Here is a 13,958-nt window from a genome sequence, read left to right on the forward strand (position 1 = left end):
TATGCAAAGGTGATTTTTAAATTGCTTATTTTTTTAATCCTTGCTCTAGTGTTTCTAACATTTCATGCTTTTCATTTTCATCAGCGTTTTTCCAAATGACTTCAAATAAGACACCAAGACCTGGAAGCATTTTCTCTTCACCGCTTTGAATTGCATCGACAATTGTTTCTTGTAATTGATCTTGTGTATTACCAGATACATTTGCTAATACAGCACCGCGTAAATTAAAACTCATTGTTTTCACCTCTTCTTCAGAATTGAAACTGACGTTAGTTTTTGTTCTTTTTTATGTAAATATGTATGAAAAATAGGCTATAATGATAAGACAAGAAGAGAGGGAAATACATATTATGAAAAACATTGATTCAGTACAAAATCCGCGTGTGAAGCAGTGGAAAAAGCTGCAAACGAAGAAAGAGCGCGATAAAAAAGGTTTATTTTTTGTAGAAGGATTCCATTTAGTGGAGGAAGCTTTAAAAGCAGGAGTTGTAACAGAACTTATCGTTTCAGATCAGACAGACCTTCCGAAAGATTGGACAGTTAATGATGTAGAAATGTATATCGTACCGGAAGCAATCGTAAAAGTACTTCGTGAAACAGAAACGACGCAAGGTGTATTTGCTGTTTGTGAAAAGCATGAGAAGGAAGTAGCTCTTGCTGATGGGAAGTTTCTTTTATTAGATGGCCTGCAAGACCCAGGTAACTTAGGGACAATTATTCGTACAGCTGATGCAGCTGGTATTCATGCCGTTGTGCTTGGAGAAGGTTGTGTTGATGTTTATAATAGTAAAGTACTCCGTTCTACACAAGGTTCTATTTTTCACTTACCAATTGTAAAAGGGAACTTAGAAGAATGGGTAGACAAGCTAAAAGAAAATAACGTTCCTGTATATGGAACAGCTCTTGAAAATGGAGTTCCGTACGGGGAAGTAACACCAGCTGGTAGCTTTGCATTAATTGTAGGAAATGAAGGAAACGGCGTACGCCAAGAAATTCTTGCAAAAACGGATCGAAACTTGTATATTCCGATTTACGGCGGGGCAGAATCATTAAATGTTGCAGTTGCAGCAGGGATTTTAACGTATTATTTGCAAAGCCCGGTTGCGAACAAATAAAAAACTTCTTATAATAAGTTGAAGTACATTATATTAAAAGTTAAATAACGAAAAACGTTGATAGAGAAGAGTAGCTTACAAAATCGCCATATAGGGAGAGAATGCCGTAGACTGAAAGCATTCTTATGGTAGACGGAAGTGAATTCACCTCTGGAGTTGACGCCAGGACCATGTATATGTAAAGGCGTTCCGGTCAGAATTGATCGTTATAACTAATGAGTGGGCAGACATGTTCTGTCAATTTAGGGTGGTACCGCGAATTTACCTCGTCCCTTTTTGGGAGCGAGGTTTTTTTATTTTTAAAATTAGGAGGGTTCCAAATGGAAGCACGTTTAAAAGAGCTAAAGCAAAAAGCGTTAGAGCTTATTGAAGAAGCGAAAGAGCTAAAAGGCTTAAACGACGTACGCGTAGCGTATTTAGGAAAAAAAGGTCCAATTACAGAAGTATTACGCGGCATGGGAAAATTATCAGCAGAAGAGCGTCCACGTATGGGAGCATTAGTAAATGAAGTACGTGAAGCGATTCAAACGCGTCTAGACGACAAAATCAGCAACTTAGAAAAAGCAGTAATTGAAGCGAAATTAGCAACTGAAACAATTGATGTTACATTGCCAGGTCGTCCTGTTGAAACAGGTTGTCACCATCCGTTAACAGCTGTTGTTGAACAAATTGAAGATGTATTCATCGGTATGGGTTATGAAGTAGCGGAAGGAACAGAAGTAGAAAAAGACTACTACAACTTCGAAGCATTAAACTTACCGAAAGATCACCCAGCGCGTGATATGCAAGATACATTCTACATTACAGAAGAAACGTTACTACGTACACATACATCTTCTGTGCAAGCACGTACGATGGAAAATAATAAAGAAAAAGGCCCAATTAAAATTATTTGTCCTGGTAAAGTGTATCGCCGTGATGACGATGATGCGACGCATTCACACCAGTTCATGCAAATTGAAGGTCTTGTAATTGATAAAAATATTCGTATGAGTGACTTAAAAGGTACACTGCAAGTATTCGTGAAAAAGATGTTCGGTGAAGATCGTGAAATCCGTCTTCGTCCAAGTTTCTTCCCATTCACAGAGCCATCTGTAGAGATGGACATTTCTTGTATGATGTGTCATGGCAAAGGTTGCGGCACTTGTAAAGGAACTGGTTGGATTGAAATTTTAGGCGCAGGTATGGTTCACCCGAACGTACTTGAAATGGCTGGTTATGATTCAAAAGAATATCAAGGTTTCGCATTCGGTATGGGCGCAGAGCGTATCGCAATGTTGAAATACGGCGTAGATGACATTCGTCATTTCTATACAAATGATGTACGTTTCTTACAACAATTCAAACGAGCGTAAGGGAAGGAGAGGATAAGTATGTTCGTATCATATCGTTGGTTACAAGAGTATGTAGATATTAAAGATGTAACGGCACAAGAACTAGCAGACAAAATCACGAAAAGTGGTATTGAAGTAGAAGGTGTTGAAGTATTAAATAAAGGTGTAAAAGGTGTTGTAGTTGGTCACGTATTAGAATGTGAAAAACACCCAGAAGCTGATAAGTTAAGCAAATGCTTAATTGACATCGGCGAAGAAGAACCAGTTCAAATTATTTGTGGTGCTGCTAACATTGCAAAAGGTTTAAAAGTACCAGTTGCAAAAGTTGGCGCTGTACTTCCTGGTAATTTCAAAATTAAAAAAGCAAAACTACGTGGTGAAGCTTCTCACGGTATGGTTTGTGCTCTTCAAGAGCTTGGCATTGATGGAAAGTTAGTTTCAAAAGAATACGCAGATGGTATCTTCATCTTCCCAAGTGACGCTGAAGTTGGTGCAGATGCACTTGAAATTTTAAACTTACATGATGAAGTACTTGAGCTTGGTTTAACACCAAACCGTGCAGATTGCTTAAACATGTTAGGTGTTGCATATGAAGTAGCTGCTATTTACGGCCGTGAAGTAAAACTTCCAGCTATCGACTTACAAGAAACAGCAGAGAAAACTGCCGATTACATTTCTGTAAGTGTAGAAGCGAAAGAAGAAAATCCATTATACATTGCAAAAATGGTGAAGAACGTAAAAATTGGTCCATCACCAATGTGGATGCAAACTCGCCTTATGGCAGCTGGCATTCGTCCGATTAGCAACGTAGTTGATATTACAAACTACATTCTAATGGAATACGGTCAACCGTTACATGCATTCGATTACGATAAATTAGGTTCAAAAGAAATCGTTGTTCGTCTTGCAAAAGAAGGCGAAAAAATTGAAACGTTAGATGATCAAGAACGTACGTTACAAAGCCACCACCTTGTTATTACAAACGGCACAAAAGCGTTAGCTGTTGCTGGTGTAATGGGCGGAGCGGATTCAGAAGTTACAAATGAGACAGTAAACGTTCTAATTGAGTCTGCATACTTTGCAGGTCAAACAGTACGTCGTACATCAAAAGACTTAGGTCTTCGCAGTGAATCAAGTGCACGTTTTGAAAAAGGAATCGACCCAACGCGTACATTTGAAGCAATTCAACATGCAGCTGCGTTAATGGCGAAATACGCTGGTGGTGAAGCACTTGAAGGTGTCGTAGAAGCTGACAACTTACAAGTACAAGAGCGTACAGTATCTGTTACTGCTGAAAAAGTAAACCGAGTATTAGGCACAAATATTTCTGCGAGTGAAATGGGTACAATATTCACAAACTTGAAATTCCCATTCACAGAAGTAGAAGGAACATTCCACGTGAATGTACCAGCACGTCGTCCTGATATTACAATTTCAGAAGACTTAGTAGAAGAAGTGGGCCGTCTATACGGTTATGACCACATTCCAGTTACATTACCTTCTGGAACAATGACTCGTGGTAAATTAACAGCAGCGCAAACGAAACGTCGTAAAGTACGTCGCTTCTTAGAAGGTGCTGGTTTATATGAAGCAATTACGTATTCATTAACAAGCGCTGACAAAGCGAAACAATATATGGTGGAGCCAAACGAAAAAGCGCCTGTAGCTCTTGCACTTCCAATGAGTGAAGAACGCAGCCAACTTCGTTTAAGCTTAGTGCCACAATTGTTAGAAGCAGTTTCATACAATGTCGCTCGTAAAAACGATAGCGTTGCTTTATACGAAGTAGGTTCTATCTTCTTACCGACAGAAGAAGGAGAACTTCCGAAAGAAGAACAACATCTTGCGGGTGTTATGACAGGTCTTGCTCTTCACCATGCATGGCAAGGTGAGAAAAAAGTAGTAGACTTCTTCGTTGTGAAAGGTGTACTAGAAGGTCTATTTGACGTACTTGGCGTTTCAAACCAAATCACATATGCACCAGCAAAACGTGAAGGTATGCACCCAGGTCGTACAGCTGACATCGTATTAGAAGGCGAAGTAATTGGTTTCATCGGTCAATTGCACCCAGAAGCAGAAAAACAATTAGATGTGAAAAATACATTCGTATTCGAACTATCTCTTGTAAAAGTATTCGGTGCAGACGCTGAAGAAACTTACTACTCAGCAATTCCACGTTTCCCATCTATGACACGTGACATGGCTGTTGTCGTAACGAAAGAAACAAAAGCTGGCGAAATGAAGCAAGTTATTGCTGAAGCTGGTGGAGAACTTCTGAAAGACGTAACACTATTTGACTTATACGAAGGTGAAAAAATGGAAGAAGGCAAGAAATCACTTGCATTCTCTATGAACTACTTCGATGCAGAGCGTACGTTAACAGACGAAGAAGTAACAGAAGCACATAACCGCGTGTTAACAGCGGTAGAAGAGAAATTTGGTGCGGAGTTACGTAAATAATAAGAAATTGCCGGATCTATTCCGGCAATTTTTTTAGTGGATTGGTTGTCGGAAAATGTCGGTAAGTCGATATATTACAAAAATCGCCGATATATTTGGAGTTACGGTCGATATATTACAAAAATCGCCGATATATTTGGAGTTACGATCGATATATTATAAAAATCGCTGATATATTTGGAGTTACGATCGATATATTACAAAAATCGCTAATATATTTTCCGACATCTTGCATCTTTCTCTCGAATGTAGTACATTAATTTTAGTTTAACAAAATGAAAGACGATGATAAGGAAAAGTAGTATATACTATAATCCAAAGCGAGTCAGGGACGGTGAGAGCCTGATGAGGCGGTATATGTGAAGAACACCTTGGAGTTGCTAACCGAAATTGAATCTTGTATTCAAGAGTAGACTTAGACGGGAATCCGGCCTGTTACAAACCGGGAAGTATGTATTACATACGAGTTAAAGTTGGTCTTTATGACAAATTGGGTGGTACCGCGAAGTTTAACCTTTCGTCCCTTTATGGATGAAAGGTTTTTTTGTATTTAAATATATCAGCAAAGGAGAATTTCACTATGGAAAACACATTAGTAAAAAGTCTGTATAGAGATACAGATAAATACGCAGGTCAAACAGTACAAGTATCAGGGTGGATTCGTAACTTACGTGATTCAAAAGCATTTGGCTTCATCGAATTAAACGACGGTAGCTTCTTCAAAAGCGTTCAAATCGTTTTCGATACAGAATTAGATAACTTTAAAGAAATTGCAAAGCTTCCACTTAGCTCTTCAGTTAAAGTAGAAGGTAAAGTAATTGTAACGCCTGGAGCGAAACAACCATTTGAAATTAAAGCAGAAAAAATTGATATTGAGGGCTTATCAGATTCTGATTACCCACTTCAAAAGAAACGTCATACGTTTGAATACTTACGTACAATTGCTCACTTACGTCCAAGAACAAATGCATTCTCTGCAACGTTCCGCGTACGTTCTATCGCAGCATTTGCGATTCACCAATTCTTCCAAGAGCGTGGATTCGTACATGTTCACACACCAATCATTACTGGTAGTGATACAGAAGGTGCGGGCGAAATGTTCCGTGTAACAACGCAAGATTTAAACAACGTACCAAAAGGCGAAGACGGACAAGTTGATGAATCAAAAGACTTCTTCGGCAAAGAAACAAACTTAACAGTAAGTGGACAGCTGAACGCTGAAGCTTATGCATTAGCATTCCGTGATGTATACACATTCGGACCTACATTCCGTGCAGAAAACTCAAACACAACTCGCCACGCTGCTGAGTTCTGGATGGTTGAGCCTGAGATTGCATTCGCTGAACTAGGTGACGTAATGAACCTTACAGAAGATATGCTGAAATATGCAATGAAATACGTATTAGAGCATGCACCAGAAGAAATGGAATTCTTCAACAGCTTCGTTGATAAAACAGTTTTAGAGCGCATGAACAACGTAATTAACTCTGACTTCGGTCGCATCACTTATACAGAAGCAATTAAAGTACTTCAAGAATCAGGTGCTGACTTCAAATACCCAGTAGAATGGGGTATTGACTTACAAACAGAGCATGAAAGATACTTATCAGAAGAAATCTTTAAACGCCCTGTATTCGTAACGGACTATCCGAAAGACATTAAAGCATTCTACATGCGCTTAAATGACGACGGTAAAACAGTAGCTGCTACTGACCTTCTAGTTCCTGGCATCGGTGAATTAATCGGCGGAAGTCAACGTGAAGAAAGAATGGACGTTTTAGTAGACAGAATTAAAGAATTAGGCATGAAAGAAGAGGACTACTGGTGGTACTTAGAACTTAGAAAATACGGCGGTACAAAACACGCTGGATTCGGTCTAGGTTTCGAGCGCTTCCTAATGTACATCACTGGCATGGCTAACATCCGTGACGTAATTCCATTCCCAAGAACTCCAGGTTCTTCTGAATTCTAAAATATGAAAAAAGCGAGAGGATTTCCTCTCGCTTTTTATTTTGTATAGTTTACTGCCTCGTAGCAAAAAGTAACGCGAAGGGGTGAATATAAATGAGTAAAAAAGTGAAAAAAGATCATTCAAGATCGGGCCTCGGTTCTCCAGAAGTAGAAGGACAAGGAACGACGACGCATGAAACAGGTTCTCATAAAGTATCTTCATCTAATAAGAAGCAGAAACAAAGCTAACATAAAAAGGAGAGTCTTGGCGACTCTCCTTTTTATGTGTTACATCTTTTTATCATGAATCTCTTTTGTAATGTTATCCCGCATTAACGGGCAGTAAGACCCCCATCTCAAAATTCAGCGAACACGAAGAAGTTAGGTGGGGGATCAACTGCCTGTAAAAGCCCGATTGGTTCAACTAATAATCAGTGGGAGATGAACAAAACCCCCACTGATTAAAGTTTCACTTTATCTACATCTTTGTCTAATCGATCGAAATAGAAAAACCACAGTAAACTCATGAACACGTAATAGATGGCCATCACGCCAAGATTATCAGATATATTTTCAAATGTAGATTTAGTAGTGAAAAAAGCTCCCCAAATGGTAGAAATAGTGAGGTAAGATAGAGGACCTACGATGTGTACGAAAGCATATAATACCTTTTTAACTTTTACAGCGTTCATATGAAAAACCTCCTTTTTCTAATCATACATTCAAGTTCCTCACAGAAGTGTTGTAGTTTTGCTGGATTATGTATTAACAAGCGGGCATCGTGTTTCCCGATAAATCTTCGAATCCGAAAGTTTAATAAGAAAGATCGACCATAGCGCTCTATTAAATCGTTGAACTCTCGTTGTTCGCTTAGTAGATGAATGTTTTCCCTAATTTCGAACTGTCTTTCGTGTGGATTACCTAGTAAAATATTTAGAATCATTTGTAGAAGTAGCAATAGGGATCCCCTCCTATGTTAGAATAATCTGTATATTATAATTATAACAAAACTATAAGGATAATAGTAGGATGAAACAAAAAACAGGAGTTTGTAGGCTCCTGTTTTTGTCGATACTATTTTAGTAAGCGAAACGCCTTTTCCGTATTAGCAAAATGCAGTTTCACAAACTCAGGTAATCGTTCTTTACCAAGCTTTTGAATTAATTTAGCGGCGGCGATATCAACTTGTTTACCTGCACCTTTTGGAAGGGGCATACCAGCTTTTTTGCTTAGTTCGTTAAATTGTTTTACGAATGAGTAACGAGCTAAAATGGAGGCGGCGGCTACTGCTAAATGGACGCTTTCGCCTTTCGTTGCGAAGTAAACATTTTCACGTTGTACCTGTTTTTGTTTTGCTAAATATTTGTAGTATGTATCAGGCTGTGTGAATTGGTCGATTAAGACGCCTTCAGGTTTTATAGGTGCCATTTTAGCTAATAAGTTTGTAATAGCTTTATTATGTAGCAAAGCTTTTAGTTTACCTTGGTTGTTTCCTTTATCAAATAGCTCGTTATATTTTTCGTTATGAAGAACGAGAGAGCTGTAAGGAACAACGTGTAGAAGTTGTTTTGCAATGGCAGTAATTTGTTCGTCATTTAAGTTTTTAGAGTCTTTTACACCAAGTTCTTTTAGTAGTGGAATTTGCTTCGCATCCACATATACAGCAACGACTGTCATCGGTCCGAAGAAATCACCAGTCCCCACTTCATCTGACCCTACGATCGACATTGTACCGATGGAAGCAGGCGGTGCATAACGGTGTGAATCAACAGATCTTTTTACAGCTGTTTTCGGTGTTTGAGAGACAGTTTGCCAACGAGAAGCTTCTGCTTCAGCACGTCCACCTTGGAACATTACTTTTCCAGATTTATACGCTGTGATTGTGCAAGATGGCACTTTTGCCATGAAGATTCCGCCTTGTGGAGTTTTCGGGCTAAGCGAATGTTTATATTGTTGTTTCATGTCTTCAATTACTGTAGAATTTGTTTGAATTACGATAGAATTTGACATAATGGTCACCCCTTTTTTTATATTGTTATTTTTATCATATCGGATTGTTCTTTCTGTTTCCATATTATGAAGGTTCATGGTATGATAAACTTTAGGATTCTGTACGTGATTGGAGGCCGGTGAGTTGTCACAACAAAAGGGAAAGAAAAGTCGAATTAATGTAGAAATCTATGGTCAGCAATATTCAGTTGTTGGCGATGAAAGTACAAGTCATATCCGCATGGTAGCAGCGATTGTGGATGATAAAATGCGCGAACTCAATGCCAAGAATCCTTCGCTTGACACGAGTAGACTAGCGGTATTGACGGCGGTAAACGTCATACACGATTACATAAAATTAAAAGAAGAACATGAGAAATTGAAAGAAAGTATGACAAAAAAAGGAATGGAATAACATGATTGATATTATTATCATTTTACTGCTTGTTATGGGATTTTTCCTCGGCTTACGCAGAGGGTTTATTCTGCAACTTGTAAAGTTAACAAGCTTTATTATCGCATACCTTGTTGCATACTGGTACTGTAAAGATTTAGCGCCAGCACTTGCGAAATTTATTCCGTATCCATTTGATAAAAATGTATCTGTTCCAGAATGGATTGATGCAAATAATATTGAGACAGTATTTTATCAAGCGCTTGCGTTTATCATATTGTTTATTATCACAAAAATTGCACTTTCATTACTTGGTAATTTGTTAAATATGTTTGCAGAAATACCGGTTTTAAAGCAAGTAAATGCGTTTGCGGGGGCACTCCTCGGATTTTTAGAAGTATATATTATTTTGTTTGTCTTAATTATCATTGGAAACATTCTTCCGATTGAACAATTACAAACACCATTACAACAATCATCAATTAGCAAAATAATTGTAGACGATACACCGATTCTCTCTGAAAAGGTGAAGGAACTATGGCAGACAGGTAGCAGAGTATAACTTCTCTTTTTTCGGAAAGAGAAGTTTTTTTCTATGAAAGAAAGGCGGGACAATGATGAAAGTAAATAAAAAACAAGTTATCAAATTATTAGAGACAATCGGGCTTTTTATGGAACTAAAGGGCGCGAATCCATTTAAAATATCTGCATTTCGTAAAGCGGCAGCAGCATTAGAAAGTGATGATCGTAGTCTTTCTGAGATTGAAGATTTCACGAAGATTCCGGGAATCGGAAAAGGAACAGCAGCAGTTATTCAAGAATATATAGAGTCGGGAACATCTGAAGTATTACAAGAGCTTGAACAAGAAGTGCCAAGTAGCTTATTACCGTTATTAAAATTGCCAGGCCTAGGTGGTAAAAAGGTAGCTAAGTTATATAAAGAACTTGGTGTTGTTGATATGGAATCGCTAAAAGCGGTTTGTGAGGAAAATAAAGTACAAGCTTTAGCTGGTTTCGGCAAAAAAACAGAAGAGAAAATATTAGAAGCAATCGATCAAGTAGGATCTCGTCCAGAGCGTTTACCAATCGCGATGGTATTGCCTATTGCCGGGGAAATAGAGGAGAAATTGTCGAATATTGCTGAGGTAATTCGTTTCTCTCGCGCTGGTAGTTTGCGCCGTGTTCGTGAAACAGTAAAAGATTTAGACTTTATTATTGCAACGACAGAACCAGCTGCAGTACGTGAGCATTTACTACAATTTGATAATATGATTGAAGTAATCGCGAGCGGGGATACGAAAGTTTCTGTTCGTTTTCAATATGAATATGATATTTCAATTGATTTTCGCTTAGTAAAACCAGAAGAGTTTATTACAACTCTTCACCATTTCACAGGATCCAAAGACCATAACGTAAAAATGCGTCAAATCGCAAAAGATAAAGGCGAGAAAATTAGTGAGTACGGTGTAGAGAACTTGGAAACAGGGGAAGTGAAAACATTTGAGACTGAAGAAGAATTCTTTGCTCATTTCGGTCTTCCATTTATCCCGCCAGAAGTTCGTGAAGATGGAAAAGAAATTGAATTAATTAAAGAGTATCCAAACTTAATTCAGTTCTCTGACATACAAGGTGATTTACATATGCATACAACATGGAGTGACGGTGCTTTTTCTATTGAAGAGATGGTACAAGCGTGCCGTGCTCGTGGATATAAGTTTATGGCAATTACTGATCACTCACAATACTTGAAAGTAGCGAACGGTTTAACGAAAGAGCGCCTTCGTGAACAAGCGAAAGAAATTGAACGTATGAACGAAAAGTATCCAGACATTACAATTTTACGCGGAATTGAAATGGACATTTTACCGGATGCCTCGCTTGATTTTGATGATGAAGTATTAGCAGAACTAGATTATGTCATTGGAGCAATTCACTCTAGCTTCTCACAAGACCGTGAAACGATTATGAAACGTCTTCGTGCTGCACTAGAGAATAAGCATGTCACAATGATTGCCCATCCGACAGGACGTCTCCTTGGACGCCGTGAAGGTTATGATGTAGATACAGACTTATTAATCGAACTCGCAAAAGAAACAAATACAGTTTTAGAATTAAATGCGAATCCAAACCGTCTAGATTTAAGCGCGAAATTATTAAAACAAGCACAAGATGCTGGTGTAAAAGTAGCGATTAACACGGATGCTCATACACTTGAAATGTTAGAAGATATGGAAACAGGTGTAGCGGCAGCACGTAAAGGTTGGATTCAAAAAGATAACGTGATTAACACGTGGGATATTGAACGTTTATTAGACTATATTAAACGTAATAAGTAACACAAGGGGGACCTGCAACATGTTAGAAAGAACGTTGCGTGTATTAGAATATAATAAAGTAAAAGAACAATTACTTGAACATACAGCATCTTCACTTGGTCGTGACAAAGTGAAGAACTTAGTGCCGAGCACTGATTTTGAAGAAATTGTAGAGATGCAAGATACAACGGATGAAGCAGCGAAAGTCATTCGTTTAAAAGGCAGTGCGCCATTAGGTGGTATTACGGATATTCGCTCCAATGTGAAGCGTGCAAAGATTGGAAGTATGTTAAGTCCGAATGAACTACTTGATATTGCGAATACGATGTATGGTAGTCGCAATATGAAACGTTTCATTGAAGATATGGTTGATAATGGTGTCGAGCTTCCGATTTTAGAAACTCATGTCGCTCAAATTGTATCTTTATATGATTTAGAAAAGAAAATTACAAATTGCATCGGTGATGGCGGTGAAGTAGTCGATAGCGCAAGTGATAAACTGCGTGGTATTCGTACTCAAATTCGTACTGCGGAAAGCCGTATTCGTGAAAAGTTAGAAAATATGACGCGTTCTTCAAACGCGCAAAAGATGCTGTCTGACTCAATTGTAACGATCCGTAACGAACGTTACGTAATCCCAGTAAAACAAGAATACCGCGGCGTATATGGCGGTATTGTTCATGATCAATCAGCTTCGGGACAAACGTTATTTATTGAACCGCAAGTCATTGTAGAGTTAAATAACGCGCTCCAAGAAGCACGTGTGAAAGAAAAACAAGAAATCGAACGCATCTTATTAATGTTAACAGAAGAAGTGGCAGTAGAAGCCGATATCGTTTTATCAAACGTAGAAGTAGTTGCAAATCTTGACTTCATTTTTGCGAAAGCTTTCTATGCGAAGCGAATTAAAGCAACGAAACCAATCGTAAATAACGAGCGTTACATGGATTTAAAACAAGCACGTCATCCGCTTATCGATCCAGAAATTATTGTGCCAAATAACATTATGTTAGGGAAAGATTTTACGACAATTGTTATTACAGGACCGAATACAGGTGGTAAAACAGTTACGCTGAAAACAGTTGGTATTTGCGTATTAATGGCACAATCTGGTCTTCACATTCCAGTAATGGATGAGTCAGAGATTTGTGTGTTTAAAAATATATTTGCTGATATCGGTGATGAGCAATCGATTGAACAAAGTTTAAGTACGTTCTCCTCACATATGGTGAACATTGTTGATATTTTAGAAAAAGCTGATTTTGAAAGCTTAGTTTTATTCGATGAATTAGGTGCTGGAACAGACCCGCAAGAAGGGGCTGCACTTGCCATTTCAATTTTAGATGAAGTATGTAATCGCGGTGCTCGCGTTGTTGCTACGACGCATTACCCAGAATTAAAAGCATACGGATATAATCGTGAGCAAGTTATCAATGCGAGCGTTGAGTTTGATGTAAATACATTAAGTCCAACGTATAAATTATTAATCGGTGTACCAGGACGTAGTAATGCCTTTGAAATTTCGAAACGCCTTGGATTATCTGATCGCGTCATTGAGCAAGCACGCAATCACATTAGTACAGATACAAACAAAATTGAAAATATGATTGCGAAGTTAGAAGAAAGTCAAAAGAATGCAGAGCGTGACTGGAACGAAGCAGAAGCACTTCGTAAGCAATCTGAAAAACTGCATCGTGAATTACAACGTCAAATTATTGAATTTAACGAAGAGCGTGATGAACGATTATTAAAAGCGCAAAAAGAAGGGGAAGAAAAAGTCGAAGCTGCAAAGAAAGAGGCAGAAGGCATTATTCAAGAACTTCGTCAATTGCGTAAAGCACAGCTTGCAAACGTGAAAGATCACGAGTTAATTGAAGCGAAGAGCCGTCTAGAAGGCGCAGCACCAGAGCTTGTGAAGAAACAAAAAGTAAATGTGAAAAATACTGCGCCGAAACAACAGTTGCGCGCAGGTGATGAAGTAAAAGTATTAACGTTCGGTCAAAAAGGTCAATTGCTTGAAAAAGTAAGCGATACAGAGTGGAGCGTACAAATTGGTATTCTGAAGATGAAAGTAAAAGAATCTAATATGGAATACATTAATACACCGAAACAAACAGAGAAAAAAGCAGTTGCAACAGTAAAAGGTAGAGATTATCACGTTTCATTAGAACTTGACCTTCGTGGTGAACGATTTGAAAATGCAATGGCGCGCGTCGAGAAATATTTAGACGATGCCCAGCTTGCAAGCTATCCTCGTGTATCAATCATTCACGGTAAAGGAACAGGAGCACTTCGCCAAGGTGTTCAAGATTACTTGAAGAAGCATCGTGGTGTGAAAACATTCCGTTACGGTGACATGGGCGAGGGAGGCCTTGGCGTAACAGTTGTCGAATTAAAATAG

Annotated in this window: 13 protein-coding genes and 2 other annotated features; of the genes, 9 read left to right on the plus strand and 4 right to left on the minus strand. The window is 38.5% G+C overall.

Annotated elements, in window-relative coordinates; genetic code table 11:
• Nucleotides 1–25 precede the first annotated feature (25 nt).
• A complete protein-coding gene (gene sspI, locus QCI47_RS04560; RefSeq protein ID WP_000009513.1) occupies nucleotides 26–235 on the minus strand; it encodes a small acid-soluble spore protein SspI in 210 nt (69 codons plus the stop codon).
• An 82-nt stretch (nucleotides 236–317) separates the two neighbouring features.
• Between sspI and QCI47_RS04565 the strand changes: the two genes are divergently transcribed.
• The 5 genes from QCI47_RS04565 to QCI47_RS04585 all read left to right on the plus strand — a co-directional run bounded on the left by QCI47_RS04565 (nucleotide 318) and on the right by QCI47_RS04585 (nucleotide 7,108).
• Nucleotides 318–1,115 carry a TrmH family RNA methyltransferase gene (locus tag QCI47_RS04565; protein ID WP_001993769.1) on the plus strand — a complete coding sequence of 266 codons (798 nt, stop codon included), beginning with the start codon at nucleotides 318–320 and terminating at the stop codon, nucleotides 1,113–1,115.
• A 48-nt stretch (nucleotides 1,116–1,163) separates the two neighbouring features.
• Nucleotides 1,164–1,392, plus strand: a binding site (T-box leader).
• A 43-nt stretch (nucleotides 1,393–1,435) separates the two neighbouring features.
• Complete coding sequence (pheS, locus tag QCI47_RS04570; protein ID WP_000388219.1) at nucleotides 1,436–2,470, plus strand: phenylalanine--tRNA ligase subunit alpha; 1,035 nt, start codon at nucleotides 1,436–1,438, stop codon at nucleotides 2,468–2,470.
• A gap of 18 nt (nucleotides 2,471–2,488) precedes the next feature.
• Nucleotides 2,489–4,909: a phenylalanine--tRNA ligase subunit beta gene (gene pheT, locus QCI47_RS04575; RefSeq protein ID WP_000498166.1), complete on the plus strand. Its 2,421-nt coding sequence runs from the start codon at nucleotides 2,489–2,491 to the stop codon at nucleotides 4,907–4,909.
• A 276-nt stretch (nucleotides 4,910–5,185) separates the two neighbouring features.
• Nucleotides 5,186–5,437, plus strand: a binding site (T-box leader).
• Between the two features lie 52 nt (nucleotides 5,438–5,489).
• Nucleotides 5,490–6,881: an asparagine--tRNA ligase gene (gene asnS / locus QCI47_RS04580; protein WP_000432166.1), complete on the plus strand. Its 1,392-nt coding sequence runs from the start codon at nucleotides 5,490–5,492 to the stop codon at nucleotides 6,879–6,881.
• A gap of 92 nt (nucleotides 6,882–6,973) precedes the next feature.
• Nucleotides 6,974–7,108, plus strand: a complete 135-nt coding sequence (locus tag QCI47_RS04585) for a YuzL family protein (protein ID WP_000039589.1) — start codon at nucleotides 6,974–6,976, stop codon at nucleotides 7,106–7,108.
• Between the two features lie 212 nt (nucleotides 7,109–7,320).
• On the opposite strand, the gene QCI47_RS04590 is transcribed toward QCI47_RS04585, so the two are convergent.
• The 3 genes from QCI47_RS04590 to rnhC all read right to left on the minus strand — a co-directional run bounded on the left by QCI47_RS04590 (nucleotide 7,321) and on the right by rnhC (nucleotide 8,869).
• Nucleotides 7,321–7,551 carry a hypothetical protein gene (locus tag QCI47_RS04590; protein WP_048557713.1) on the minus strand — a complete coding sequence of 77 codons (231 nt, stop codon included), beginning with the start codon at nucleotides 7,549–7,551 and terminating at the stop codon, nucleotides 7,321–7,323.
• The gene (locus tag QCI47_RS04595) at nucleotides 7,548–7,817 is read right to left on the minus strand and encodes a hypothetical protein (protein ID WP_046198149.1); all 270 of its coding nucleotides are present in this window, start codon (nucleotides 7,815–7,817) and stop codon (nucleotides 7,548–7,550) included. The genes QCI47_RS04590 and QCI47_RS04595 overlap by 4 nt, the downstream gene beginning before the upstream one ends.
• A 116-nt stretch (nucleotides 7,818–7,933) precedes the next feature.
• Nucleotides 7,934–8,869, minus strand: coding sequence for a ribonuclease HIII (rnhC, locus tag QCI47_RS04600; RefSeq protein ID WP_000071600.1), 936 nt, complete (start codon nucleotides 8,867–8,869; stop codon nucleotides 7,934–7,936).
• 124 nt (nucleotides 8,870–8,993) lie between these two features.
• Between rnhC and zapA the strand changes: the two genes are divergently transcribed.
• The 4 genes from zapA to QCI47_RS04620 are packed head-to-tail and all read left to right on the plus strand — an operon-like array spanning nucleotide 8,994 to nucleotide 13,958.
• Entirely contained in the window at nucleotides 8,994–9,263 is a 270-nt protein-coding gene (gene zapA / locus QCI47_RS04605; RefSeq protein ID WP_000082701.1) for a cell division protein ZapA, read from the plus strand.
• Nucleotide 9,264: 1 nt separating this feature from the next.
• Nucleotides 9,265–9,804: a CvpA family protein gene (locus QCI47_RS04610; protein WP_000565413.1), complete on the plus strand. Its 540-nt coding sequence runs from the start codon at nucleotides 9,265–9,267 to the stop codon at nucleotides 9,802–9,804.
• A gap of 55 nt (nucleotides 9,805–9,859) precedes the next feature.
• The gene (gene polX / locus QCI47_RS04615; RefSeq protein WP_353811706.1) at nucleotides 9,860–11,578 is read left to right on the plus strand and encodes a DNA polymerase/3'-5' exonuclease PolX; all 1,719 of its coding nucleotides are present in this window, start codon (nucleotides 9,860–9,862) and stop codon (nucleotides 11,576–11,578) included.
• A 19-nt stretch (nucleotides 11,579–11,597) separates the two neighbouring features.
• On the plus strand, nucleotides 11,598–13,958 hold the full coding sequence (locus tag QCI47_RS04620; protein ID WP_000893747.1) for an endonuclease MutS2: 2,361 nt from the start codon (nucleotides 11,598–11,600) through the stop codon (nucleotides 13,956–13,958).

Source organism: Bacillus cereus group sp. RP29 (genome assembly GCF_040459765.1).
Lineage (GTDB): Bacteria > Bacillota > Bacilli > Bacillales > Bacillaceae_G > Bacillus_A > Bacillus_A paranthracis.